This window comes from Corynebacterium sp. ACRPH, assembly GCF_022347285.1.
Lineage (GTDB): Bacteria > Actinomycetota > Actinomycetes > Mycobacteriales > Mycobacteriaceae > Corynebacterium.
In genome coordinates this window covers 125,445-149,651 of record NZ_JAKRND010000006.1, presented here as the reverse complement: position 1 = coordinate 149,651, position 24,207 = coordinate 125,445, and the positions used below count along the sequence as shown (strand labels likewise).

The following is a 24,207-nucleotide window of genomic DNA, read 5'->3' as shown; positions in this document are numbered from 1 at the left end:
GTTGGGGGGGGGTGGGTTGGATTGGCAGAGCTGGGCTGGCGGGGCGGAAAGCGCAGCCGGTATAACAATGATTGTTCTGACGTGATTAAGAGGGGTGCTTGGTTTGTCGGCTGCAGTAATAGGGAGCAAAGAAGATCCGGAGCGTTATCGGCCGGACCCGTCGGTGAAGGTTGCGCTGACGACCCCGCGGATCTTGGTTCGGGAGATGCTCGCCGGGCTGGTGGTGGGGCTGGCGCTGATCCCGGAGGCGATCTCTTTTGCGGTTATCGCGGGCGTGGATCCGAAGGTAGGGCTTTTCTCGGCTTTCATCATGGCGGTAACTATTGCCTTTGTCGGCGGGCGCCCGGCGATGATCTCCGCAGCGACGGGTGCAGTGGCGCTGGTGGTCGCGCCGATTGCCCGGAACTACGGCATGGACTACCTGATCGCCACCGTGCTGTTGGCGGGCGTGTTCCAAATCGTGCTGGCGGTGCTGGGGGTGGCGAAGCTGATGCGTTTCATCCCGCGGAGCGTGATGGTCGGGTTCGTAAACTCCCTGGCAATTCTTATCTTTTCGGCGCAGATCCCGGAGCTCATTGATGTGCCTTGGCTGGTCTACCCGCTGGTGGCGCTGGGGATCTTGCTGCTGGTGTTCTTCCCGAAGTTAACTACGGCCATTCCGGCGCCGCTGGTTTCCATCGTGGTCGTCACGGTGCTGGTGGTGGCCTGTTCCATTTCCGTGCCGACGGTGGGCGACAAGGGTGAGCTGCCACGCAACCTGCCGGAGCTGTTCATCCCCCAGGTGCCGTGGACGTGGGAGACGCTGCAGATCATCGCGCCCGTAGCTTTCGCGATGGCGCTGGTGGGGCTGATGGAGTCTCTGATGACGGCGAAGCTGGTGGACGAGATCACCGATACCCACTCCAACAAGACCCGCGAGAGCTTCGGTCAGGGTATAGCAAACATTGCTTCCGGCCTGTTCGGTGGAATGGGCGGTTGCGCGATGATCGGCCAGACGATGATCAACGTGAAGGCGTCGGGCGCGAGGACTCGCATTTCTACCTTCATGGCGGGCGTTTTCTTGCTCTTCCTGCTGCTGGTGCTGGGGGACATTGTGGCGATCATTCCGATGGCGGCGCTGGTTGCGGTGATGGTGATGGTTTCTGTGGGCACTTTCGACTGGCACTCGATTAAGCCGTCGACGTTGAAGCGGATGCCGAAGAGCGAAACCTTCGTGATGGTGCTCATCGTTGTGGTGGTTGTGGCCACCCACAACCTGGCGATCGGCGTGGTGGTAGGCGTGATGATGGCCAGTGTGATGTTCGTGCGCCGCGTGGCTCACCTGATTGATGTGCGTCGCGAGGTTGATGACGCCGCCGCTTTGGTTCGCTACACGGTCGAGGGACAGCTGCTGTTTGCATCTAGCAACGACCTCACCACGCAGTTTGAGTACGCGCAGGACCCAGATCGGGTTGTTATTGATTTCTCGAAGTCCAACATTTGGGACGCTTCTTCGGTGGCTGCGCTGGACACCATTGAGAACAAGTACCGGCAGCGTGGAAAGACGGTAGAGTTTGTGGGGATGAACGAGTTCTCCTCGGCCTTCCATACGCGCCTGACGGGCGAGCTGGGTGGCGAAGGCTAGTGGCAGATCTGACAGGTCAGGAACAGACCGGGGTAGGCGGGGTAGTGCTGAAGTTTGATGCCCTGAAGTCTGAGGTCTTCCCCAGAAGTGAGCTGTTGGCGCTGGCCACGGAGCGGGGCTTGGTGGCCATAGAGTTTGCACACTTACGGCAGGGCAGTGGCGCGGCTGAGTGGCAGGGGCGAGAATTGCCACCTGCCGAGGGTGCGGCCGCTCAGCACCTGGAGGAGGCTGTGAGGCAGCTGGGGGAGTACCTCGCGGGGGAGCGGCGGGACTTCACCGTGCCCGTTGACCTCGGTGGCGTGACTACTCCCTTCCGGCGCCGGGCGACACAGGCCCTGGCGCAGATCCCGTACGGGGAGACCATTACATATGCCCAGCTGGCGGCTCTGGCGGGCAATCCACGGGCCGTGCGTGCCGCCGCCTCGGCGTGCGCACGCAACCCGCTGCCGATTCTGTACCCCTGCCACCGGGTTATCCGCAGCGACGGGAGCCTCGGCGAGTACCGGGGTGGCACGGAGACCAAGAGGGCGCTGCTGGAGATGGAGCGCGCTCTCTGATTTTGCGCGTTAATTGCGCGCGGCAACTTCGCGCGTTAGTTTCGCACATTCACCTCCGGGGACCACATGTAGGAACTGTGGGCGTCGGTCTCCCCGCGGCTCATGAGGTAGAGGTCCAGGATTCGGCCCCAGCCGTAGCTGCTCCAGCTGTTGGAGTCTGAAGCGCCGGATCCTGAAGCGCCGGAGTTAGGGGCAAAGTCTGGCGAAGCGGGATCCTTGCCGTGCACCCCAAACCCCGGGGTGGTGGTCAGCCGGATCATGTCGCCGGGCACGTGCTCGTTGATGACCTGGCCGTGGCTACTGTGCCCATCCGGCGACTCATCCGGCGGTGCAATCAGCTTCAGATCCTCGGCGTGCTGTGCGTGTACGCCGGGGCTGCCCCAGAAGCGTACCTCGTCGGCGGTGAGTCCCTCGCTGCCTTTAGCCGCGGCCTCCCCGACCACGACCGAACCGTAGCTATAGCCCACCACCTGCAGCTTTGCGTGAGGGTTCCGCTCACGTAGCTGGCGCTGGTGCTCTCGCAGCGCGGTGGCGCCCTCCTGCGCTGGCGCCCGGGAGATCGCGCCGGGCAGATCCCCCGGAGCCGAGTAGCCATGCCATGCCACCACCGCCACGTTCCTGCCGTGCGCCGCGGCATCCACAGCCGTCGCCCGCGCCCACGCCTCGGTGCGTGACAGCGCGTCCGCATTGCTCGACCCCACGCCGCTGACCAGCGTAATCACCTCGTCGGCGCCCTCGACATCACCGACGGTCACCACCGGCCCGTGCTGCGTATCCACCCTCTGCACCGGAGGCAGGTTCTGGGGACCCTTTATTGAAGACGCCCCCTCGACCTCACCGACCCCAACATCACTTCGGGGTGGCGCGACCGTGCCACTGATCGCGGAGATTGCGGTGCCGGACACCCGATCCAGCACACTGGCCAGCTGGAGAGCCCCGCGCAGAATATTGGTCAGCACCAGCGCCAGGTTCTGCGCGGCCTCGCCAATGCCGGGGATCAAGGCCAGGTGGCGGGCGGAAACCTCCCCGTCCTGGTGCACCGACATCAATGCTCCTCGGGCCAGCCCCACGGTCATGCGCACCACAGACCGGGTGGGGCCCAGAACGTCGGCGTGGGTGCCTGCCAGCTGGCCGATGGTGCTGCTACTGAAACCGGCGGTATCCAGCTGGTTCGCGGCAGAATCGGTGGCGTGGCCGGCGGCGTCCGCGGCCTGGCCGGACCAGTCCGCGCCCCACTTGGCCTGCTCCCGGGCGTTCGCAGCGTGGCGGGATGTCTTGTCGCCATTGCGGGTGAAGAGGTCGGCGGCGGAGCGCAGGGCCTCTACGTTTGCGGCCTTTAGGGCGTCTACGGTGACTGTGCTGGTTGCTGAACTGATCATCGGCCGGCCCCCGCGAAGGCATCGGAGCCGTCGGTGTCGGCGGTGTTTACGTTGTCGGCATACACGCCGATGGTGCGGCCCATGTTCGACAGCTGGCGGCCGAACCCCGTGAAGGCCGCGTGGAGCCGGTCGGCGGCCGTATCGATGGCCCGCGTGGTGGCGCCGCCCGGAATGTCCGGTGCGGATGCGTTGGCCACCGAATAGCCAGCTGAGGCACACTGCATTCCGTCCTCGTTAATCACCTCGCAGCGCCCGTGGACTGCTGCTGTATCCAGCGCCATCGTGTCCAAATAGTCCAAAAATCCCATCGTCGAATAGTTCACGTGCTTACCCCCTGGAGATCGCGACCTGCTTTCTGGGAGTGAGTGTAGGGAGGCTAGGGGCGTCAAAAAAGAAAAATTCTTCGGGGCTGTGGATAACTCAGCTTTATCCACAGGGCCAGCGATATGCCCTTATGAAAAGGGGGCGCGATGTCGGCAATGTCGCTAGGGTGGACTGTATGCGTATCGCTGTCATCCAGATGAAGGCCGAACCGGACGTGGAAGCCAACCTGGCTCGCATCCTGAAGTACATCGCGTCCGGCGCGGCAAACGGTGCCGACCTGGTCGTTTTCCCCGAGGCGGCCATGTTCCCCTTCGATAGCGGGCGGCTGGATACCGTCGCCCAACCGCTGGATGGGCCGTTTGCCCAGGCGATTATCGACACGGCCAAGAAGCACGGCACCACCGCCGTCGTCGGCATGTTCACCCCGGCCGACACGGTCTACCGCACCCCGAGTGGGCAGCTGGTGGAGGAACAGCCCAGCGACTCCCCGGAGGCCAACCAGTTCCGCCGTGTGAACAACACCCTGCTGGTCGCCGGGCTGGACTACGTGACGCACTACGACAAGATTCATACCTACGATGCCTTCGGCTACCGCGAGTCCGATACCGTCAAGCCGGGTAAGCGCCGGGTAGTCATCGACGTCGGTGGCGTGGGCGTGGGCCTGGCCACCTGCTACGACATCCGCTTCCCCGGCCACTTCGTGGCTATGGCTGCCGCGGGCGCGAAGGTGATGGTTGTGCCTTCTAGCTGGGCTGATGGTCCGGGCAAGCTGGAGCAGTGGCGCGAGCTCACCGCGGCCCGCGCGCTGGATTCCGCCAGCTACCTGATCGCCGCGGGTATGGCGCGCCCGGGCTCGCCAGAGCGCTACGGTACTGCGGATGGTCCCACCGGCATCGGCCACTCTGTGGCGATTGGACCGAACGGCGCCCGGCTGGCGGAGACCGGCTACGCAGCCCAGGTGCTGACCATCGACATTGACCCGAACTACGTGGACAAGGTTCGCAAGAACCTGCCCGTACTGGAAGGCCACCGCACCGACCGTGAGCTCGGCGTGGGGGTCGATCTGGTCGGCGACGTGGAGGAAGCTCAGCAGCTGAAGTAGCTAGGCCACGCCATAGCAGCTAGGGCACGTCGAAACGCAGCTGCTCGCGGTTCGCACCAGCGCGGAGGAAAGCCTCCACGGTGTGGCGCTTCATCTCCGGACCACCCGTGATCAGCACCTCGGCATCGCGCCACGAACCGCGCTCGGCGGCCACATCCCCCACCAGGCCGCGGGCGGTGTAGGCCTCGAAGCCCTCCGGAGCGGGCGTATCCTCCTGCACCACCAGGTACAAATCCAACCAATCGAAGGCATCCTCGAAGCCCACTAGGCCCTTCCACTCGTAGAGCTCGTCCGGGTTCTGCGCGCCGAAGAACAGCTGCACCATCGGCGGGCGCTCCTCTGACTGGATGAGGTCCAGCAGGATCGCCCGCACCGGCGCCAGACCCGTGGAACCAGCCACCATCACCACCGGCTTCTCGCCCGAAATCTGTAGGTCGCCATATGGATTGGCTACCACCCACTGCTCGCCGGGCTGGGAGCCCTCCACGATCGCACGCGAAAACGGCCCGACGGCGCGGACGTGAAACTCCACCAGACCGTCCTCGTTGAAAGGAATCGCCGGGGAAAGCGCCCGCCACAGCTGCGGAGTATGCGGAGTGCGGACCTCCACATGCTGGCCGGACCAATACGGCAACGGCGGATCCATCTGCGTGCGGATCACGGCGATGGCGTCAGAAGGATGAAGCACCTCGAGCACCTGCGCGGCCGAGGTCGCAGGCAGGCCGGCCTCCTCGTCCTCGAGTGCACCGTAGGCAAGCAGGCTACATCCGAGGTTGATTGTGTTGCTGAGCTTTTTTGTGACGCCAATATGCTCCCCAACAGCCTCCACCAACGCGGACTCTAGCGCCTCATAATGCTGAGAACCCACGCCGAACTTTCGGAAATCCCGGCCGGTAGCGACCAAGAACTCGGCTTGGTCGGTGGCGAACTCGCCGCCGTGGGTGATGCCCCGCAGGACGAAGCGGATGGTGCGGTCCAGATAGGCCTCGTCCAGTTCCATCGTCTGGGCGAAATCCGGGGTGGGGTTGGTGTACTCGGCGCCCGCGACGTGTGGAAAGTGCACGGGCATGGGCTTGAGATCCATCGCGTGCAACTTCGCGCGAGTGAGCTGGACCAGATCGTGGCGGTGTTCTTCGACGAGCGCGAGCAGCTCTGCGAAGGTGTATTCGTCGGACGAAGAGTGGCGTGCCACGGACTCGAAGTCTCCTTGTTCTACAGGGGCGGGCTGAGGCAACCGGGTGAGGGGCCGATTGGTTGCTCCTCATTGTCGCACCCGAACCTGTGAATTGGAACTCCCCTATTGGAAAGCAGGATTGCCGAGCTGTTGCGGGGCAGTGTGGTACTCGATTGGGGTATCGGAGAAGTTGATCGGGTTGCGGACGCTGCGCATGCCCTCGACCTCGACGATGGGATCCAGGCCTAAGGATTCTGCGAACTCGAAGGCCTGCTTGATGTTGTTCACCGGGCCGGCGGGAACCCCGGCGGCGCGCAGTTTCTGGAACCACTCCTGGGCGCCGGACTTAGACAACGCACCTTCGATGATCTCCGCCAACTCGGCACGGTGAGCGACACGGTCGCTGTTGGTGGCGAAGCGGGCGTCATCAATAAACTCCTCGAGCCCCAGCACCCGACAGGTCCGGTGGTACAGCGAGTCGTTGCCCGCGGCGATGGCGAGGTCGCCCTCCTGCGTCTTAAAGACCTGGTAGGGGGCGATGGAAGGGTGAGTGTTGCCCATCGCTTTGCCGATGACGCCCGCGCCGACGAACGCGCTGGCCTGGTTGGCCAGGGAGGACAGCAGGGTGTGCAGCAGGTTGATCTCGATGTGCTGGCCCTTGCCGGAGGATGTGCGGGAATGCAAGGCGGCGAGGATGCCCATGCCCATGTGCAGGCCGGTGAGGACATCCACCAGCGCCACGCCGACCTTGACGGGGTGGCCCTCCTCGCCGTTGATGGACATGAGGCCGCCGACGGCCTGCACCATCAGGTCGTAGCCGCCGATGTCCGCGCCCTTGCCGGAGCCGAAGCCGGAGAGGGAGGCGTAGATCAGGCCCTCGTTGTGCTGGCGGAGCGTTTCGTAGTCCAGCCCCATGCGCTCCATCGTGCCGGGGCGGAAATTCTCCACCAGGATGTCGGCTTCCGCGGCGATGCGGCGGGCCTGCTCGCGGCCCTCGTCGGTGGAGAGGTCGATCTCCACGGACTTCTTGTTGCGGTTTACTCCGGCGAAATAGGTGGACATGCCCTGCGCGTTGACGGGGGGCGCCCACGAGCGAGTGTCGTCGCCGACACCCGGACGCTCGATCTTGATGACCTGCGCGCCCATGTCCGCCAGCATCATGGTCGCGTAGGGGCCGGCGAGGACGCGGGAGAAATCGGCCACGACGATACCTTCGAGGGGACCCATAGGTTCCTTTCTGGTTGGGGAAGGTTGGAAGGGTTGGGGGAGGAGTGGGGGCTGGGGAAGTTTGGCCTAGCGGAATGCGCCCTTGCCGGTGAGAGCCTGGCCGATGATCAGCTGGTGCATCTCGGCGGTGCCCTCGTAGGTCAGCACGGACTCTAGGTTGTTGGCGTGGCGCAGCGGCGAGTACTCCAGGGTGATGCCGGAAGCACCCAGCAGGGTGCGGCACTCACGGGCGATCTCCAGGGCCACGCGGGTGGAGTTCAGCTTGCCGACGGAGACCTGGTGCGGGGCGAGCTCGCCCTTATCCTTCAGGCGACCGAGCTGCAGGGCTAGCAGGACGGACTTGTTGAGCTCGACGGACATGTTGGCCAGCTTCGCCTGGGTGAGCTGGTAACTGGACAGGGACTTGCCGAATACCTCGCGGGTCTCGGTGTACTCGATGGCGGTTTCCAGGCTGTCGCGGGCAGCGCCCAGGGCACCCCAGATGATGCCGTAGCGGGCTTCGTTCAGGCAGGTCAGCGGGCCGCGGAGGGTGTCGATCTTCGGCAGGCGCTGGGAATCCGGCACGCGGCAGTTATCCAACACGATCTCGCCGGTGATGGAGGCGCGCAGCGAAAGCTTCTTGTGGATCTCCGGGGCGGTGAAGCCCTCCATGCCCTTTTCCAGGATGAAGCCAGCGAAGCCATCCTCCGTGCGAGCCCAAACGACGGCCACGTCAGCGACGGGGGAGTTGGTGATCCACATCTTGGTGCCGTTGAGGACCCATTCGTCGCCGTCGCGGGTTGCGCGAGTCTTCATGGACGCCGGGTCGGAGCCGGCATCGGGCTCCGTCAGGCCGAAGCAACCCAGGTATTCACCGGCGGCCATCTTCGGCAGGTATTTTTCCTTCTGCTCCTCGGAGCCCCAGTGGTGAATGGCGAACATGGCCAGGGAGCCCTGGACGGAAACGAAGGAGCGCAGGCCGGAATCCACGGCCTCGATCTCCATGCAGGCCAGGCCGTAGGCGACGGCGGAGGCGCCGGGGCACTCGTAGCCTTCCAGGTGCATACCCAGTGCGCCGAGCTGTCCGAACTGCGGGCCGAGCTCCTTGGCGGGCAGGGTGCCGTTTTCGAACCACTCTTGCACGTTGGGCTTGAGGGATTTGTTGGCGAAGTCCGCCATGGCTTCTTGCAGCATGCGCTCTTCGTCGGAGAGCAGGCTGTTGAAGGAGGTGAGGTCGAGCGGGGAGGTAGTCATGCCAGTAAGTTCCTTACGTATATAGGTAGTGATATACTGATTTGCGTACCATTGAGTGTAGGGGAAGTTGTTTCGTTCCGAAAGGCTTTTGCGAAAATTTCCTCTAACATCGTCGTAGTCAGCCGCCGCCCCAAGCCGAAAGGAACCCCCCCAATGCCCGACGCGCCCCACCCAGAGTCCGCGCCGCGGTTCCCCTTTCCCATCGACCAGCAGCCCGGTAGGTCCCACCACCGCACCGTAGACCGTATTGCGGACATCCTGGAGTTCGTGGCGCGCAACCCGCAGCCGCGCGGGCTCACGGATATTTCCAAGGCCATCGGCGCGCCGGTAAGTTCCACCCAATCCCTGGTGAATGGCCTGGTCGCGGCCGGCTACCTGGAGGAACGGGATAAAGCCTTCCGGCTGGGGCTGGCCCCGTATCTGCTGAGCACCCTCGCCGGTAGCCGCCCTGTGGATCAGGTCACCCACGAGATGCTGGAAGACGTGGTGGAAGAGACAGGCTATATCGCCGTGTTGGCGTCATTGGTAGGCGATAATGTCTACTACCTCGACTATGCGCTGTCGGATCCCGAGTTCGAGTACCTGGCGCAAAACCGGCTGCAGCGCCCGCCGCTCGAGACGTCGGCGGGATGGGCGATCCTCTCCGGGCTGGGGCACGAGCAAGTGTGGGGGATTCTGGCGGCGTCCGAGAGCTCGCAGGAGACCATCAATAAGTTCCAGCGCTGGTACCCAGACATGCGCGCGACCGGCGAATGCGTGGCCCCCGGCGTGGCTTTGAACGGTGCGGATGGTGTGGCCGTGCGTGTCGAGAACCAGGGGGTGGCGGTGGCCTCGGTGTCCGTCATTGCCTCGACCGAGCAGATCGCGCGCGACGCGGATCGGATTATTGAGGTTTTAAGACGCCACAGTGCCCGCTGGAACCGTTAGCAGCTTAAGCTGAGTTCGTCGTTGAAGAAGTGGCGGTGATTCGCCAGTCCTCTCCCTGGGGGAGGGCGTGCAAGATGGTTTCAAAGGCGCTGGAGATTAGTGCGGGGCGAAAGCTTTCCGCGTAGTACACCTCCTTGGAAACCTCTTTTCCACCGGAGAATGCGGTGATCTTCCCTCGTTGCTTCATGTGGTGACGAGAGATGGTCTGTTCGAGCGATTTGACGGAGCTGGCCCAAGGTTCGTCCTGTTCATATGCGTTGACGCTTCGCTCGCAAGCGGAGATAGCTTCGATATCGGAAACTGAAGGTATGCCGAAGTCGGAAATCGCGCTCATACTGATGGAGTGGAGAGCTGAGAGCGCGGAACTTGGCAATGCGGAGTCCCACACGGCAAATAACGGGCGAAGAGGGAAGCGATCCTCTTTCGATCGCACGGTTAAGTGTGCGCGAATAGTCTGCAGATCTTCAATAGTGTCGTGGGTAGCATCATTAATTTCCCAAAGGCTAAGAGGGATTACCTTTCCGTCGGAATCGCCGGTGTAGGAAAAACCCAGGGATAATTCGGCCCAGCGAAAACGGTCGAAAAAGAGGTCGGGATCCACTTTCTCTTCGGTGAAGGTGGATGCTTGCAGGATAATGTAGCGATCTTTGTACATATGGATCACACTCCGCAAGGTAGTGGCACTTCGTATCCACGGCGAATTCCCGGGGGATCAGGATAGTTATTGATGTCCACGTCTACATCGCCCCGGAAAATTGTTCGGTCGTGATTCTTGCATACAGCGCGCGCAGTGGCTCTGTTTCCTCGACCGCCTCCTCCGGGAATTGCGTGTTTGGTGCCGACTCCTACTTTTCGGAACCAACGATCACGGGGGCCTTTTGCCCATAGTTCGATGCGGACGGTGGCAGTTCTCGCTGGGCCGGAAATCTGGTTCCACCATCCATGGACGCTAGCTGCTCTGGCGCCTCGAGAGGAAGAGATGTGAGGCCAATCGGAACGAGATTCGAATCTGAAAGGCTTGGGAAAAATGCCGTATGTGGTGACTTGCTTTTGCTCTGTGGAGCTACTGACATCTGCTGCAGACGGCGTAATGATGCTGGCTTCAGATGCTTTGGCCTGTGCAGAAGGGGGGAATATCGTCATGGTGCATAGAAAGCTTAACAAGCAGGCTATTGTTTTCTTCATTTGTAATCCTCGCGGGATGGGGCGACTGGGCTGAGAAATCGCTCGGCACCGATGGCGAACGTGATCACAAGCTCTGTGCCGATGTGGGCTAATGCTTATGTGCGACTATTGTATGCGAGACATCGGCGGAGTGGGCGATTCTTTAGGAGGTGGCGGTGGCCTCGGTGTCCGTCATTGCCTCGACCGAGCAGATCGCGCGCGACGCGGATCGGATTATTGAGGTTTTAAGACACCACAGCGCCCGCTGGAACCGTTAAGCGGCTAACTCCGGCACCCACAACACCAGCTGGGGCCACAGCAGGAAGGCCAGGGCGATAACCAGCATGATCACGACATAGGGGAATGCTCCCTTGAACACGATCATGGGGTTGATACGTACGGCCTTCGAGACGACGAATACGTTCAGGCCCATGGGCGGGGTGACCATTCCGGTCTCCGCCAGCAGCACGATGAAGATGCCGAACCAGACGGGATCGTAACCCAGCGCTTCGACGATAGGCAGGGTCACTGGCACGGTCAGGGCGATGATGGCGATCTGGTCCATGAAGAAGCCCAGGATCAGGTACACCGCGCCGATCAGCACCATGACGACCAGCGGGTGCAGGGAAGACTCGCCGATGGCGCTGACCAGCTTCGGGGTGACGCGCGTTTCGGTGAGGAAGTGCCCCAGCACGTGCGCGGACATGATGATGGCGAAGATCATGCCGGTGGTCTTCACCGTCTCCAGCACGGTTTCGCCGAACTTCTTGGTATCCCAGCGGCCTTTCGCGATCACCAGGATTAGCGCGGCCAGTACGCCCAGCGCGGCGGCCTCCGTGGGTGTGGCGATGCCGGTGAAGATGGATCCGACCACCGCCAGGAAAATCAGCAGCAGCGGGGAAGACTTCAGCAGCTGCATTCCCTTTTCCTTGAAAGGAACCGACTCGCCCTGCGGGGCGCGGGAGCGGTCCTTCAGGAAGCCGATGTACATCACCAGCACCAGGCCCATAGCGACAACCAGGCCGGGGAAGAAGCCCGTGACCAACACGTCGCCCACGGGAGCCTCCGCGGTGATCGCGTAGAAAACCAGGATGATCGACGGTGGGATCATCGCCGCCAGCGTGCCGACCACTGCCACCAGGCCGGTGGCGGTGCCCTTGTGGTAGCCCTCCTCGATCATGCGGGTAGAGGAGGTCTGCGCCAACGTGGCCGCAGCGGCGGTGGACGATCCCGAGACAGCTGCGAACGCGGTGCCTGCGCCGATGGAGGCGATGGCGGTGCCTCCGGGGATGCGGCCGACGAGCGCCTTGGCGGCGTCAAAAACAGAATCCAAAAGACCAGACATCAGCAACAGCTGCGCCATCAGGATGAACAGCGGCACGGCGGACAAAGAGTTGGAACGCACGGCCGCGAACGGTGAGGTTTCCATGGTGGCGATGGCCAGCTCGACTCCGCCGAGGGCGATCAGGCCGATCGTGGCCGTGCCGAAGATGGCGAAGCTGACGGGGACGCGCAGGGTGATCAGCACGACCAGCAGCACAACGATAGTAAGCGCAAGCATGGTTTAAACCTCTTCCTCGCCGGGGTCGTAGTCGGTGTATGGGCGATCCCACGGGGTGATCAGTTCGCGCACAAAGTCCAGCGCGGCGACGAAGGCGCACAGGGCGGCGGCGATGGGCACGATCACGCGGTAGGTCCAGTCGGGAGTGGCCAGGTCAGCCATGCCGGGCAGAGTGGCGTGGCCCAGGGAGAACGCCATGTAGGTTTCGTTCCACCCGCCGATGAAGACGAAGATCATGGAGATGACAACGGCCAGGTGGATCAGTAGCAGAATGGTCTTCTGCACTTTGGGCGCGAACTTGCTGAACAGCGATTCCACGGCGATGTGCGTGCCCGTGCGGTACGTGGTGACCAGCCCGAAGAACGCGGTGATCGGCAGCAGGTAGCGCTAGGTGACGGAGATGTTCCAGCCCAGGGGAGCGCCGAAGAACTCGCGCGCTACGATCTCGGCCAAAGTGACCAGCGCCAGCCCGAGGATGGCCACGCCGGCGATCCAGGCGCACACTGCGGAGACCGCGTTTTGGATCTTGTCGAAGCCCGGGTGGTCCTCGGTGTGGTAGCCGTATGTGCTGCGATCGGCGGTGCCGTGGTGACCGACGCGGATAAAGTTGCTGCTGGTCATGATTGCTCCTTCTTTGCTTCCGCTCGGGTCTTCGGGTCGGTGACGCCCGCACCCGCGCGATCCGCATGGCGCTTCAGCGCGTCCTCGAAGTCGTCCACGACCCGCTGGGCGGGGTGCCCCTTGGATTCGGCGACTTCGATCCACTTGTCCAGGACGGGCTGGGAGATGTTCTCCCACTCCTTGGCCGTTTCGCCGTCGGTGACGTCGTAGAAGCGCACGCCGGCATCCTTCATCTTCTGCACGGAGTCTTCGCGCGCTGCGTTGAGTTCTTCGCAGACGGACTGCTGGGACTTGTCCGCCGCATCGGTCAGCGCCTTCTTTTGCTGGTCGTTCAGTCGGTTCCAGGTATCCAGGTTGATGCCGTAGAAGAAGGTGAAGTTGCCCTGCTGGGCGCCATAGGTGCTGGCGTGGACCACGTCCTCCAGCCCGTAGGGGGTGATGGAGATCGGGCTGGCGAGCGTGCCTTCGACGGTGCCGCGCGCCATTGCCTCGTACATGTCGCCGATGGGCATGCTCACGCCGGCGGCGCCGATCTCGTCGATCACGCGGTCCAGGGCGCCGCCGGTGGAGCGGAGCACCGCGCCCTGGAAGTTGTTAGGATGCGACGGATCCTGGCCGGCCGTCATGGCCTCGTAGCCTGGGATAGAGCCGGTCCAGAGCGGCATGAATTTCATGGGCTCGAGCTCTTCTTCATAGAGGACGCCCCCTGGCTTCACCAGGTCGCGAAGTGCGTAGGCGGTCACGCATGCATCAGAGCTGAACCCCGGAAGGTCGCCCACGCTGCTGAGCGGGAAGCTGGAGCTGACGTAGGAGGGGGAGATGACCGCCATGTCGACCACGCCACTGCGTACGACGGAGGGGATGTCGGCCTGCTTGCCCATCTGCCCGGAGGCGTAGTACTCGACGTCCACGGAAGAGTCTTTTTCCAGCTGGTCGAGGAAGGGCTGAGTGCCGCCCGTGCCGACGGGGTGGGTGAGCGAGTAGCTATCCGCCATCTTTAGCTCCGCGGTGCTGCCGGGGGCGTAAGGCTCAGCGGGGGAGCTGGAGCAGGCGGTGAGCGCGCCGGGTAGGGCGGCCGTCATGGCGATTGCGGCGACGGCGGAGGCGACCCGGCGGCTGGGGCGGGTGCGCCGGCTTCGCGGCGTGCTTTGGTGCGGCGTGCTGTGGTGCGGGGGCGCTTTCTTTTTGTGGAGTCGTAGCATGGTCCCTTCACCCTCTCGTTACGGATACTTGTTACGGATATAGGTAATCTGTTCCCGATTTGGATAAGTTTCATCTAACCTTCAAAGCGCGCGAAAGGCGATAGTTTTCGTCGAGAAAAGTAGATCGGGGGTGAACTTGTGGGGTAAATCACACTCATATACGTAAATTGAGTGGAATAGACTCAAGGTTGTGGTGGTTGAGTCAGGTGTACTCAAGTAAAGTCGGGAGCGTGCAACCGCGACCGGCATGAAGCCGTAGGAGGTAGATGTAGAAATGACGAGCTTCAACCCCACCACAATGACCCAGTCTGCAATGCAGGCTGCACTCCAGGATGCCTCCGCCAAGGGCAACCCGGACATCCGACCGGCGCACCTGCTCGTTGCGCTGCTGGAGCAGGAAGATTCCATCGCCCTGCCCGTGCTGCAGGCTGCAGGCGTGGAGCCGCAGACAATCGCGGCAAAGGCCAAGAACCTGGTCGCTGGATACCCGCAGGCCACCGGTAGCGAGATGGCAAATCCGCAGTTCAACCGCGACGCGCTGAACGCACTGACCGCCGCCCAGGAGCTGGCAGAACAGCTGGGCGATACTTATGTTTCCACCGAGGTTCTGCTGGCCGGTATTGCCAAGGGCAACTCCGACGCAGCCAAGGTGATGCACGAGGCAGGTGCCACCTTCGAGGCCATCCGCGGTGCTTTCGAATCCGTTCGCGGCAACCGGAAGGTCACCACCGAGGAGCCGGAAGGCCAGTTCCAGGCACTGGAGAAGTACTCCACCGACCTGACTGCACGCGCCCGCGAAGGCAAGATCGACCCCGTGATCGGACGTGACCAGGAGATCCGGCGAGTCGTCCAGGTGCTCTCCCGTCGCACGAAGAACAACCCTGTGCTCATTGGCGAGCCTGGCGTCGGTAAAACCGCAATCGTCGAAGGCCTGGCCCGCCGCATCGTCGCTGGCGATGTGCCCGAGTCCCTGCGCGGCAAGAAGCTAATCAGCCTGGACCTGGGCTCCATGGTCGCCGGCGCGAAATACCGCGGCGAATTCGAGGAGCGGCTGAAGGCTGTGCTGGACGAGATTAAGGAGGCCGAGGGCGAGGTCATCACCTTCATCGACGAGCTGCACACCATCGTCGGTGCCGGTGCGGGCGGCGATTCCGCCATGGACGCCGGAAACATGATCAAGCCGCTGCTGGCTCGTGGCGAACTGCGACTGGTCGGCGCGACCACTCTGGACGAATACCGCAAGTACATCGAAAAGGATGCCGCGCTGGAGCGCCGCTTCCAGCAGGTTTATGTCGGCGAGCCGACGACGGAGGACACCATCGGTATTCTGCGTGGCCTGAAAGAGCGCTACGAGGTGCACCACGGCGTGCGTATCCAGGACTCCGCGCTGGTGGCGGCCGCGACCCTGTCGGATCGTTACATCACCAGCCGCTTCCTGCCGGATAAGGCCATCGACCTGGTCGACGAGGCTGCTTCTAGGCTGCGCATGGAGATCGACTCGCGCCCCGAGGAGATCGACAATGTGGAGCGCGTGGTTCGCCGCCTCGAGATTGAGGAGATGGCGCTGGAGAAGGAGACCGACGCTGCCTCGAAGGATCGTCTCGAGCGCCTGCGCAGCGAGCTGGCCGACGAGAAGGAAAGGCTGGCCGGCCTGACTGCCCGCTGGGAGAACGAGAAGGGCAGCATCGACAGCCTGCGCGAGCTGAAGGAAGAGCTGGATAACCTGCGCCGCGAGTCTGAGATCGCCGAGCGCGAGGGCGACTTCGCCAAGGTCGCCGAGCTGCGCTACGGGCGCATCCCGGACGTGGAGAAGAAGCTGGCCGAGGCTGAGGAGACCGTGGCCGAGCAGCAGGAAGGCATGATGCTGACCGAGGAGGTCACGCCGGATACTATCGCCGACGTGGTTTCCGCCTGGACCGGCGTGCCCGCGGGCAAGATGCTGCAGGGCGAGACCGAGAAGCTGCTGAACATGGAGCTCGTGCTGGGCGGCCGCGTGGTTGGCCAGCACCGTGCAGTCGATGCCGTGTCGGATGCGGTGCGCCGTGCGCGCGCCGGCGTGGCGGACCCGAACCGCCCGACTGGTTCCTTCCTGTTCCTAGGCCCGACGGGCGTGGGCAAGACGGAGCTGGCGAAGGCTCTGGCCGACTTCCTCTTCGACGACGAGACCGCCATGGTGCGCATCGACATGTCGGAGTACGGCGAGAAGCACTCCGTCGCCCGCCTGGTCGGTGCCCCTCCGGGATACGTCGGTTACGACGCCGGTGGTCAGCTGACCGAAGCTGTCCGGCGCCGCCCGTACACGGTGGTGCTGTTCGACGAGGTGGAGAAGGCTCACCCGGACGTGTTCGACGTGCTGCTGCAGGTGCTGGACGAGGGTCGCCTGACCGATGGCCAGGGCCGGACCGTGGACTTCCGCAACACGATCCTGATCCTGACCTCTAACCTCGGTGCCGGCGGCACGGACGAGGAGGTCATGGAGGCGGTGAAGCGCGCCTTCAAGCCGGAGTTCATCAACCGACTGGACGACGTGCTGATCTTCGACCCGCTGTCTGCCGAGCAGCTGAAGTCCATCGTGTCTATCCAGGTTGGCGATTTGGCGGAGCGCCTTGCGGCCCGTCGTTTGATCCTGGATGTTACTGATGACGCCCAGTCGTGGCTGGCCGAGCACGGCTACGATCCTGCCTACGGCGCCCGGCCGCTACGCCGACTGATCCAGAAGGCGATCGGCGACCAGCTGGCCAAGAAGCTGCTGGCTGGCGAGGTGCGCGATGGCGACACGGTGCGCGTGGACATTGACCGCAGTGGCAGTGCTGGTGCTGGCGCTGACAGTGCTGGCGTGGTTGATGCTCCGGGGCTGGTCATCACCTCCCTGGGCGCCGTTGAAGATGAGGACTAATGTCTGACGGCTCTGACGGTTAAAAGCTTCTCTGAGCGGCATAAACGCCCCACCTGTTCCGGGTGGGGCGTTTTGGTCTGCTTTGAGTGGGCGCTAGGGCGTGGGGGTGACGGCACGGAGGGTGACAATGTTTGCTCAGAAAACTAGAGTGTGAGGTGCACCACATGGTGACTGGGGGTGGTGCGCCTAGCGTGGCCACCCTTGTGCACACCCGACCTCGACTCAAAGGAGTACTCACATGACCGTCTACGCTGATCCTGGTACTGAAGGTAGCCTCGTCAATTTCAAGGAGCGCTACGATAATTTCATCGGTGGCCAGTGGGTGCCGCCTGTCGATGGCGAGTACATGGACAACGTTTCGCCCATCAACGGCGAGGTGTTCTGCCAGGTTCCGCGCTCGAAGGAAGCGGACATTGAGAAGGCAATCGACGCGGCAGAGAAGGCTCAACCCGGCTGGGGTAAGACTTCCGTACAGGATCGCGCCGCCGTCCTATTGAAGATCGCCGACCGCCTGGAAGAGAACCTAGAGATGATGGCCGTCGCTGAGACTTGGGATAACGGCAAGGCGGTGCGTGAAACCCTCGCCGCCGACCTCCCGCTCGCGGTCGACCACTTCCGCTACTACGCAGGTGCTCTCCGCGCCCAGGAGGACCGCACCTCCCAGATCAGCGAAGACCTCATCGCCTACCACTTCAACGAGCCACTTGGCGTGGTCGGGCAGATCATCCCCTGGAACTTCCCGCTGCTGATGGCTGCGTGGAAGCTAGCCCCCGCCATGGCCGCTGGTAACGCCATCGTGCTGAAGCCCGCCGAGCAAACCCCGGCCAGCATCCTGCTATTCGCAGAACTCATCCAGGACATCGTTCCGGAAGGCGTGCTGAACATTGTCAACGGCCTGGGTACAGAGGCGGGCACCGCGCTCACCGCCTCTGACCGTATCGACAAGATCGCGTTCACTGGCTCCACGGAAGTCGGCAAGATCATTAACAAGGCGGTCGCGGAGAAGCTCATCCCCGTCACCCTGGAGCTCGGCGGCAAGTCCCCGTCGGTGTTCTTCAGCGACATCATGGACCAGAACGACAAGTTCCGGGAAAAGTGCGTTGAGGGCCTGGCCATGTTCGCGCTGAACCAGGGTGAGATCTGCACCTGCCCGTCCCGAGCCCTGGTGCAGGAGGATATCGCCGAAGATTTCCTGGCCCTGGCCATCGAGCGTGTGAAGTCCATCAACGTCGGAAACCCACTGGACACGGACGTCATGATGGGCGCGCAGGCATCCCAGGAGCAGATGGATAAGATCACCGGCTACCTGCAGTCCGGCCCCGAGGAGGGTGCGCAGGTGCTGTGCGGTGGCGGTGTAAACGAGATCTCGGGCCGCAGCGGCGGTTTCTACATCGAGCCCACCATTTTTAAGGGCACCAACGACATGCGCCTATTCCAGGAGGAGATCTTCGGCCCGGTCCTGGCCGTGACTACCTTTAAGGACTTCGACGAGGCCATGCGCATCGCCAACGACACGGAGTACGGTCTGGGAGCGGGCGTATGGTCCCGCAACGGCACCACTGCATACAAGGCTGGCCGCGCGATTCAATCGGGCCGCGTGTGGGTGAATAACTACCACAATTACCCAGCTCACGCGGCTTTCGGGGGCTACAAGAAGTCCGGTTTGGGCCGTGAGACCCACTTGATGATGCTCGCGCACTACCAGCAGACCAAGAACCTGCTGTGGTCCTACTCGGATGAGCCTTCGGGACTGTTCTAGTTCTTTAATTGACGCCACCCCGGCCTCCACTGCGCTCGTTGTCAGCGCATAAGGCCGGGGTGTGGCGTGTTTAGGGGACTATTCTGGCTGGTCAGCGACCTCGACGTTGTAGTGGACGTTGTCCCCATCCACAGTGTCTGCGGTGACGTCTACGCTGTATGTCTCACCGGAATCGTGCAGCTTGCACTCAATCTTCGCGCCCTCTTCCGCCTTCAGGCCGCTGGGGCATTCAATACGCTCTGGCTTGCGGCCAACCTCCTCCTCCAGGGAATCGGAGATGCCCTTCTCCACGTCTTCCTGGGCGACCTCTCTTCCGCCGAGTAGGGAGCAAGCGCTCAGGCCGGTGATGGCCAGCGCGCCGGTCAGAAAAGCGGCGCCGATGCGCTGGGAGAGGCGGACGGAGTCAGCGGAAGTGCGGATGTTCTTCATGTGGGGCAGTCTCTTTCTCTCGTTCGTGGCTGGTGGCGTGCTGAAATGCCTCATTAGGCATCCGGGGTATGGAATGTCGCCCCTTGGCGAAATGTTCCCCAGCGTGCAGTACGCTGCACAGTTTGAACTTAACCGATGCTGAGTATGTTTGTCCGGGAAACGCAGGTGTCAATAAGAAGGTGCGATAAAATACCCAGAGCAACGGAGCGCACACAGCACAAAGAGAGTAAATAGAGAATAGAAGAGGGAGCCTCCATCGACTTTACGGTCTTTGACCTGCTGATGGATGTCGGCATAATTTCGGTATTGCTGATCATCGGCACGTTCATGAGGCGCCACTTCGAATGGTTCCGCAACCTGCTGATCCCCGCGCCGATCACCGCGGGTCTGCTCGCGCTGCTCTTCGGGCCGGAGGTGCTGGGCCTGCTGCCGTTCTCCGGCGTACTGGGCGATTACTCCACTCTGCTGATCGCCGTGGTGTTCGCCTCCATGCCGTACAGCATGACTTTCGCCTCCAACGATGCCTCGAAGGCGAAGAACATGTGGGGCTTTTCCACCTCCATGTTCCTCGGCCAGTGGGGCATCTTTATGCTGCTTGGCCTGCTGGTTTTCGCACCGGTTTTCGATACTCCAGAGTGGTTCGGCATGATGCTGCCTGTCGGTTTCGTCGGTGGGTTCGGCACTGCCGCGGCCGTTGGTGGCGCGTTTGGGGATATTGGTGCGGAGGCCGCCATGTCCTTGGGGCTTCACCTCAGCGACCGTCGGCACGCTGGCCGCGATCATTGGTGGAATTATCTTCGCGAATTGGGGTATCCGCACCGGTCGAACCTCCACCCTGCCGGAGGAGCTGCCGTGGGAGCTGCGCTCGGGCCAGATCGAGGACGAAGCTAAGCAGCCCTCCATTGGTAAGGCCACCACGAACCCATCGTCGATTGAGCCGCTGGCCCTGCACGCCGGCTTCATTGCCGTGACCGTGATGTTCGCCTACATTGCGCAGCAGATCATCGGCCACTTCTTCCCGGCAGTATCGGTGCCGCTGTTTGCCCTGGCCTTCGTGGTGGGCATTGGTGGCAAGGTCTTCCTGCACGTCATCAAGCGGCCGAAGTACCTGGACCAGCAGACGGTGAAGTCGATCTCGGGCGCGTCGACGGACTTCATGATCGCCTTCGGTATCGCCTCCATTAAGCCGGACGCGGTGGCGAGCTACCTGGTTCCGCTGGCGATCCTGTTCGTGCTGGGCATTGCGTACTGCTGCCTGTTCTTCTTCGTTATTGCGCCGGTGTTCTTCGGCGATGAGTGGCTGGAGCGTGGCATTTTCGGCTGGGGCTGGGCCACCGCTGCTGTGGCTACCGGTATTGCGCTGCTGAAGATTGTGGACCCGGATTTGAAGTCCGGCACGATGAACGAGTACGGCATTGCCTACGTGGGCTATGCACCGATCGAAATTGGCATGAACATCCTCGCCCCGATCGCGGTGATAGCCGGTCTTACCTGGGGTATCGGAGGTATAGCGACAGTCGCCGCGGTGGGCATTATTATCTTCGCTGCAGTGCGGGGCTGGTTCCCAGAGAGAACAGGCAAACGCCCGGGCAAGGGGAAACGCTCCGGCAAGGCGGCCGCGGCGGGATAGCGTGCGCCGCGGTGGTCGCGCGTGCGCAACATCGGCGGGCGCGAGGTTCTACACTAAGCAACTATGAGCAACTCTTCTGCCCAACAGCAGCCCGCCAGCCCCTTCGTCTCCGGTGAGGAGATGCTGGAGGCTTTCCAGCGGGGCGAACGCATGACCGTGATCGACTCGCACTGGGCGCGCACCGAAAACAGCGCCTGGGAGGCATACGTGGGGCAGCACATCCCCGGTGCCATGTTCTGTAACCCCCTGATGCATCTGGCTTCTATCCCGTCCCGCCGCAAGGGGCGCAACCCCCTACCCGAGCCGGAGCGCCTGCAGAAAAGCTTCGACGATTGGGGCATTACGGATGGTCGCCCTGTTTATATTTATGACGCCGGCGCCAACCTCTATGCGGCTCGCGCATGGTTCATTTTCCGTTGGGCTGGTGTGCAGAATGTCCGCATCCTGGACGGCGGTACTAAGTCTTGGGAGGCCGCGGGCGGCGACGTTGCCGGCGGTATCGGGGCACTGCGCGGCCGCGGCGACGTAGAGGTCCGCCCGGGCAGCATGCCGACCCTCGACCTCGAGGAAGTGGAGCAGTGGCGCGAGGAGCGCATCCTGGTGGATGCCCGCGAGCCCTCCCGCTATTCCGGCAGAAAGGAACGCTTCGACCACCAGGCGGGCCGCATCCCCGGGGCGATCAACATTCCGGTCAAGGAGCTCTTCAACAACCACAGCGAGCGCGACAGCAGCGCCAGCGGCCGCGTGAAAACTCCGGAGGAGATCCGGCAGATCCTCGCCGATAATGGTGTGACCAGCGGTGACGACGTGTGCGTGTACTCCGGCTCTGGTCTGCACTCCTCGCTGTTTATCGCTGCGATGGAGTACGCGGGCCTGCCGGGCGCGAAGAACTTTGTGGGAGGTTGGTCTCAATGGTCCGCTTCCGCCTCGCGCCCCATTGAGCGCGACTAAACTGCGGGAGTATGGATCCCAACTTCTCCCTGGATCCCCGTAGGCCTGGCCAGCAGCGCGAAGTGGCTGCGCAGAACTCCTCTGCGAAGTTTTCCGTTGTGACCCCGCTGGCGGGGACAGCCGTTAGCCTCGATTCCGTCCCCGACCCGATCCTCGCCACCGGCACCATCGGCGCCGGTGTGGCAGTGATCCCCGATGCGGGCGTGGAGGTTGTGCAGATCCTCGCGCCCATCGGGGGAGTGATGAAGCGCGTGGCGCCGAACATGTTTGTGATCCAGACGCAGCCCGCGCCTGGAGGCTTGCCCCAGGAGCCCGGCGCCCACGCCGACGACTTTCACGCGGAGATGCTGGCCGACCAGCCGTCGATCTTCATGCAGTTGGGGGTGGATACTGGGCGACTTAACGGCCAGGGATTCGACGTGCACGTCCAGGAGGGCGACCTGGTGCGTCAGGGAACTCCCGTGTGCACGTACGCTCCCCGGGAGTTGGGCCGGATGGGGTTCGATCCGGTGGTGATGGTGTTGGGGTTGCAGATGAGGGCGTCAGAAATAAAGCTAGACGTGTTCTCCGGCGAGCCTGTGATGGGCGGCGACAACCTGTTCTGGGTGTAAAGGGGGTGCGTGGGCAATGACGCGGAGGATCTTCAGCATCATGTCGGTGGTCGGCATGATTCTGGCGCTGTCGCGGGTGGTGGAGATTTTCACACCGCAGCAGCTGCAGAGCATCGCCGGGGTTTATTTTGTGGTGCTGGCTGTGCTTCAGGTGTGGCCGCTGGTGGCCACGCAGCGCAATAGTTATGGGCACCGGCGGCACCCCGTGAACCGCCTGTACACGCTGATGAGCAGCATCGGGCTGGTCGGGACGGCGCTGCTGGCGATGGTTTTTTATGTGAATTCGCAGTTGTGGCTGGTTGTTGTTGCGGGGATGCTGATGATCATGGGGATCGTCGGTGCGGCGGTGTTGGCGCTGTTCGCCGCGCCGTGGGACGATTGGTCTACCCGCCGGGGTCGCGACGTCGACGATGAGCTTTTCCTGCGTGACGACGAGCCCGTGGAGGACGTCTGGGACAAGAGCTTCCGGACTTAATTGGCGCCGGGGATACCGGGGCTGGCTGGTCGGCGTGCGTCTATAGCCCATGCTTCCGGTTGATCAGCCAGTGCATCGTCGCGGTCGGCAGCACGCGCGAGAGCGGGAAGACCACCGGCGCCATCGAGCCGGTCGCGTACAGCGGCTTGGGGCGGGTGGCGGTGATGGGTTTCAAAATTTCCTCGGCTACGCGCTCGGCGGAGATGCCGTTGGCCTCGTTGTTATCCAGGTTCGTCAGCATGGTGGTGAACTCCGCGCCGTAGGGTCCCTGCAAGTCCACGTACTTCGTACGCCGCGTGGAAAGCCCGGTGTTGATGGAGCCGGGTTCCACCACGGATATGCCCACGCCGAAGGGCTGGACCTCGCGCCGGGCGGCGAAGGCGAATCCCTTGATCGCGGCCTTCGAGGCGACGTAGCTGCTGCGGTAGGCCAGCGGGAAGCTGCCCAGCATGGAGCCGACCATCACGATGCGCCCGGCCCCTTGTTGTCGCATTGTCGGAAGGATTCTCTTTGTGACGCCTACTTGTCCCAGAACGTTGATCTCAAACAGACGGTGCAGGGCATCGTCGGGGAGCTCCTCCAGCGGTCCCGATTGGCTTTCGCCCGCGTTGTTGACCAGTGCGGTCGGCGGGCCGAGGGCGAGGGCGCGGGTGGCGAACTCGTCGATGCTGGCGGGGTCTTCGAGGTCGAGGGGGAGGTATTCCACCCCGTCGACGGGGTCGGTGATGTTGTCGGGGTTGCGGCTGGTGCCGATGATGCGGTCGGGGACGTAAGTTCCCGCGGCGGCGCTGGCGCTGCTTGGGCCGCCGGTAGTTGCGGCGTTCTTGAGCTCCGCGAGGGCGGCTACGGTTGCGCGGCCGATGCCGGAGGAGGCGCCGGTGACTATGGCCACTCCGCCTTTGACGGCGGGGAGCGGGCGGGAGGGGAAGGGGAGAATGCTAGAAAGTTTTGCCATGCTCATTATTTTGACTGCTGGGGCGGGGGCGTGCGGACGGAATGGGATTTTTCGCAGGCAGGATTCGCGCTGGCGGGATTCTGCGGGATTCTTTAGTGATCCGTCGCACTACGGCTATGATGTGGGAGAAAACTGCATACGTTTTTGCCGCTTTTAGCTGTGGTGGGAGAGGCTCGGCGCTCGTCACGCGCCGGCCGCCGACGGAGCAATTCCTCCCCGGGACACTCTCAGGCCCCAAGTACCGTCACAGTGAGGCAACTCTGGAAAGACCTGCGCGCAGTCGTGTGCACGCGGGCGCCGAAGGAGAAAAGCCGGGTAGACCGGGTGAAGCTCTCAGGCACAAGCGACAGAGTGGGGAGGGCTCCTTTTAACGACCGTGCACTTACGACCGGAAAGTCCCTATAAA

Annotated in this window: 21 protein-coding genes, 1 pseudogene and 1 riboswitch; of the genes and pseudogenes, 10 read left to right on the top strand and 12 right to left on the bottom strand. The window is 62.9% G+C overall.

The window, feature by feature from the left end; genetic code table 11:
- Positions 1 to 205: 205 nt before the first annotated feature.
- Complete coding sequence (locus MHX66_RS04945; protein WP_347934402.1) at positions 206 to 1,624, top strand: SulP family inorganic anion transporter; 1,419 nt, start codon at positions 206 to 208, stop codon at positions 1,622 to 1,624.
- Positions 1,624 to 2,181 (top strand): methylated-DNA--[protein]-cysteine S-methyltransferase, encoded by a 558-nt coding sequence (locus tag MHX66_RS04940; protein WP_239200780.1) that lies wholly within the window; start codon positions 1,624 to 1,626, stop codon positions 2,179 to 2,181. The genes MHX66_RS04945 and MHX66_RS04940 overlap by 1 nt, the downstream gene beginning before the upstream one ends.
- Before the next feature lie 35 nt (positions 2,182 to 2,216).
- Here MHX66_RS04940 and MHX66_RS04935 read toward each other — a convergent pair whose 3' ends face one another.
- Together MHX66_RS04935 and MHX66_RS04930 are read right to left on the bottom strand one after the other, a co-directional pair.
- A complete protein-coding gene (locus MHX66_RS04935; RefSeq protein WP_239200778.1) occupies positions 2,217 to 3,560 on the bottom strand; it encodes an alpha/beta hydrolase in 1,344 nt (447 codons plus the stop codon).
- Complete coding sequence (locus MHX66_RS04930; RefSeq protein ID WP_239200776.1) at positions 3,557 to 3,883, bottom strand: hypothetical protein; 327 nt, start codon at positions 3,881 to 3,883, stop codon at positions 3,557 to 3,559. The genes MHX66_RS04935 and MHX66_RS04930 overlap by 4 nt, the downstream gene beginning before the upstream one ends.
- Before the next feature lie 176 nt (positions 3,884 to 4,059).
- Between MHX66_RS04930 and MHX66_RS04925 the strand changes: the two genes are divergently transcribed.
- Complete coding sequence (locus MHX66_RS04925; protein ID WP_239200774.1) at positions 4,060 to 4,986, top strand: carbon-nitrogen hydrolase family protein; 927 nt, start codon at positions 4,060 to 4,062, stop codon at positions 4,984 to 4,986.
- A gap of 19 nt (positions 4,987 to 5,005) precedes the next feature.
- On the opposite strand, the gene MHX66_RS04920 is transcribed toward MHX66_RS04925, so the two are convergent.
- The 3 genes from MHX66_RS04920 to MHX66_RS04910 all read right to left on the bottom strand — a co-directional run bounded on the left by MHX66_RS04920 (position 5,006) and on the right by MHX66_RS04910 (position 8,620).
- A complete protein-coding gene (locus MHX66_RS04920; protein ID WP_239200772.1) occupies positions 5,006 to 6,178 on the bottom strand; it encodes an FAD-binding oxidoreductase in 1,173 nt (390 codons plus the stop codon).
- A gap of 105 nt (positions 6,179 to 6,283) precedes the next feature.
- Positions 6,284 to 7,387 (bottom strand): CaiB/BaiF CoA-transferase family protein, encoded by a 1,104-nt coding sequence (locus MHX66_RS04915; protein WP_239200770.1) that lies wholly within the window; start codon positions 7,385 to 7,387, stop codon positions 6,284 to 6,286.
- A gap of 66 nt (positions 7,388 to 7,453) precedes the next feature.
- A complete protein-coding gene (locus MHX66_RS04910) occupies positions 7,454 to 8,620 on the bottom strand; it encodes an acyl-CoA dehydrogenase family protein (RefSeq protein ID WP_239200760.1) in 1,167 nt (388 codons plus the stop codon).
- Between the two features lie 153 nt (positions 8,621 to 8,773).
- On the opposite strand from MHX66_RS04910, the gene MHX66_RS04905 reads away from it, so the two are divergent.
- Positions 8,774 to 9,547: an IclR family transcriptional regulator gene (locus MHX66_RS04905; protein WP_239200758.1), complete on the top strand. Its 774-nt coding sequence runs from the start codon at positions 8,774 to 8,776 to the stop codon at positions 9,545 to 9,547.
- A 4-nt stretch (positions 9,548 to 9,551) separates the two neighbouring features.
- On the opposite strand, the gene MHX66_RS04900 is transcribed toward MHX66_RS04905, so the two are convergent.
- The 5 genes from MHX66_RS04900 to dctP all read right to left on the bottom strand — a co-directional run bounded on the left by MHX66_RS04900 (position 9,552) and on the right by dctP (position 14,095).
- Positions 9,552 to 10,211: a hypothetical protein gene (locus MHX66_RS04900; RefSeq protein WP_239200756.1), complete on the bottom strand. Its 660-nt coding sequence runs from the start codon at positions 10,209 to 10,211 to the stop codon at positions 9,552 to 9,554.
- A gap of 774 nt (positions 10,212 to 10,985) precedes the next feature.
- Complete coding sequence (locus tag MHX66_RS04895; protein WP_239200754.1) at positions 10,986 to 12,272, bottom strand: TRAP transporter large permease; 1,287 nt, start codon at positions 12,270 to 12,272, stop codon at positions 10,986 to 10,988.
- A gap of 3 nt (positions 12,273 to 12,275) precedes the next feature.
- Positions 12,276 to 12,650 carry a TRAP transporter small permease gene (locus MHX66_RS04890; protein WP_255717206.1) on the bottom strand — a complete coding sequence of 125 codons (375 nt, stop codon included), beginning with the start codon at positions 12,648 to 12,650 and terminating at the stop codon, positions 12,276 to 12,278.
- 9 nt (positions 12,651 to 12,659) lie between these two features.
- On the bottom strand, positions 12,660 to 12,893 hold the full coding sequence (locus MHX66_RS04885; RefSeq protein WP_239200752.1) for a hypothetical protein: 234 nt from the start codon (positions 12,891 to 12,893) through the stop codon (positions 12,660 to 12,662).
- The gene (gene dctP / locus MHX66_RS04880) at positions 12,890 to 14,095 is read right to left on the bottom strand and encodes a TRAP transporter substrate-binding protein DctP (RefSeq protein WP_239200750.1); all 1,206 of its coding nucleotides are present in this window, start codon (positions 14,093 to 14,095) and stop codon (positions 12,890 to 12,892) included. The genes MHX66_RS04885 and dctP overlap by 4 nt, the downstream gene beginning before the upstream one ends.
- Positions 14,096 to 14,369: 274 nt before the next feature.
- On the opposite strand from dctP, the gene clpB reads away from it, so the two are divergent.
- Entirely contained in the window at positions 14,370 to 16,991 is a 2,622-nt protein-coding gene (clpB, locus tag MHX66_RS04875) for an ATP-dependent chaperone ClpB (RefSeq protein WP_239200748.1), read from the top strand.
- 238 nt (positions 16,992 to 17,229) lie between these two features.
- Positions 17,230 to 18,750 (top strand): aldehyde dehydrogenase family protein, encoded by a 1,521-nt coding sequence (locus MHX66_RS04870; protein WP_239200746.1) that lies wholly within the window; start codon positions 17,230 to 17,232, stop codon positions 18,748 to 18,750.
- 78 nt (positions 18,751 to 18,828) lie between these two features.
- Here the strand turns inward: MHX66_RS04870 and MHX66_RS04865 are convergent, their stop codons facing one another.
- Positions 18,829 to 19,179 (bottom strand): DUF4333 domain-containing protein, encoded by a 351-nt coding sequence (locus MHX66_RS04865; protein WP_239200744.1) that lies wholly within the window; start codon positions 19,177 to 19,179, stop codon positions 18,829 to 18,831.
- A gap of 282 nt (positions 19,180 to 19,461) precedes the next feature.
- On the opposite strand from MHX66_RS04865, the pseudogene MHX66_RS04860 reads away from it, so the two are divergent.
- From MHX66_RS04860 to MHX66_RS04845, 4 genes and pseudogenes are all read left to right on the top strand, one after another.
- Positions 19,462 to 20,809: pseudogene (locus MHX66_RS04860) on the top strand (sodium/glutamate symporter).
- A gap of 63 nt (positions 20,810 to 20,872) precedes the next feature.
- Positions 20,873 to 21,760, top strand: a complete 888-nt coding sequence (locus MHX66_RS04855; RefSeq protein ID WP_239200742.1) for a sulfurtransferase — start codon at positions 20,873 to 20,875, stop codon at positions 21,758 to 21,760.
- A gap of 11 nt (positions 21,761 to 21,771) precedes the next feature.
- A complete protein-coding gene (locus MHX66_RS04850; RefSeq protein WP_239200740.1) occupies positions 21,772 to 22,371 on the top strand; it encodes a PTS glucose transporter subunit IIA in 600 nt (199 codons plus the stop codon).
- 16 nt (positions 22,372 to 22,387) lie between these two features.
- Positions 22,388 to 22,846: a hypothetical protein gene (locus tag MHX66_RS04845; protein ID WP_239200738.1), complete on the top strand. Its 459-nt coding sequence runs from the start codon at positions 22,388 to 22,390 to the stop codon at positions 22,844 to 22,846.
- Between the two features lie 40 nt (positions 22,847 to 22,886).
- Here the strand turns inward: MHX66_RS04845 and MHX66_RS04840 are convergent, their stop codons facing one another.
- Positions 22,887 to 23,801, bottom strand: coding sequence for an SDR family oxidoreductase (locus tag MHX66_RS04840; RefSeq protein ID WP_239200736.1), 915 nt, complete (start codon positions 23,799 to 23,801; stop codon positions 22,887 to 22,889).
- 250 nt (positions 23,802 to 24,051) lie between these two features.
- A riboswitch (glycine riboswitch) is annotated at positions 24,052 to 24,161 on the top strand.
- The last annotated feature ends 46 nt before the right edge of the window (positions 24,162 to 24,207 follow it).

Excerpts from the sequence above, each read along its gene's own strand:
- MHX66_RS04885 (WP_239200752.1), bottom strand. The coding sequence starts at position 12,893 with ATGACCAGCAGCAACTTTATCCGCGTCGGTCACCACGGCACCGCCGAT.
- MHX66_RS04925 (WP_239200774.1), top strand. The coding sequence starts at position 4,060 with ATGCGTATCGCTGTCATCCAGATGAAGGCCGAACCGGACGTGGAAGCC.
- MHX66_RS04845 (WP_239200738.1), top strand. The coding sequence starts at position 22,388 with ATGACGCGGAGGATCTTCAGCATCATGTCGGTGGTCGGCATGATTCTG.
- MHX66_RS04935 (WP_239200778.1), bottom strand. The coding sequence starts at position 3,560 with ATGATCAGTTCAGCAACCAGCACAGTCACCGTAGACGCCCTAAAGGCC.
- MHX66_RS04905 (WP_239200758.1), top strand. The coding sequence starts at position 8,774 with ATGCCCGACGCGCCCCACCCAGAGTCCGCGCCGCGGTTCCCCTTTCCC.
- MHX66_RS04915 (WP_239200770.1), bottom strand. The coding sequence starts at position 7,387 with ATGGGTCCCCTCGAAGGTATCGTCGTGGCCGATTTCTCCCGCGTCCTC.
- MHX66_RS04870 (WP_239200746.1), top strand. The coding sequence starts at position 17,230 with ATGACCGTCTACGCTGATCCTGGTACTGAAGGTAGCCTCGTCAATTTC.
- MHX66_RS04840 (WP_239200736.1), bottom strand. The coding sequence starts at position 23,801 with ATGGCAAAACTTTCTAGCATTCTCCCCTTCCCCTCCCGCCCGCTCCCC.
- MHX66_RS04910 (WP_239200760.1), bottom strand. The coding sequence starts at position 8,620 with ATGACTACCTCCCCGCTCGACCTCACCTCCTTCAACAGCCTGCTCTCC.
- clpB (WP_239200748.1), top strand. The coding sequence starts at position 14,370 with ATGACGAGCTTCAACCCCACCACAATGACCCAGTCTGCAATGCAGGCT.
- MHX66_RS04895 (WP_239200754.1), bottom strand. The coding sequence starts at position 12,272 with ATGCTTGCGCTTACTATCGTTGTGCTGCTGGTCGTGCTGATCACCCTG.
- MHX66_RS04855 (WP_239200742.1), top strand. The coding sequence starts at position 20,873 with ATGAGCAACTCTTCTGCCCAACAGCAGCCCGCCAGCCCCTTCGTCTCC.
- MHX66_RS04865 (WP_239200744.1), bottom strand. The coding sequence starts at position 19,179 with ATGAAGAACATCCGCACTTCCGCTGACTCCGTCCGCCTCTCCCAGCGC.
- dctP (WP_239200750.1), bottom strand. The coding sequence starts at position 14,095 with ATGCTACGACTCCACAAAAAGAAAGCGCCCCCGCACCACAGCACGCCG.
- MHX66_RS04850 (WP_239200740.1), top strand. The coding sequence starts at position 21,772 with ATGGATCCCAACTTCTCCCTGGATCCCCGTAGGCCTGGCCAGCAGCGC.
- MHX66_RS04945 (WP_347934402.1), top strand. The coding sequence starts at position 206 with ATGCTCGCCGGGCTGGTGGTGGGGCTGGCGCTGATCCCGGAGGCGATC.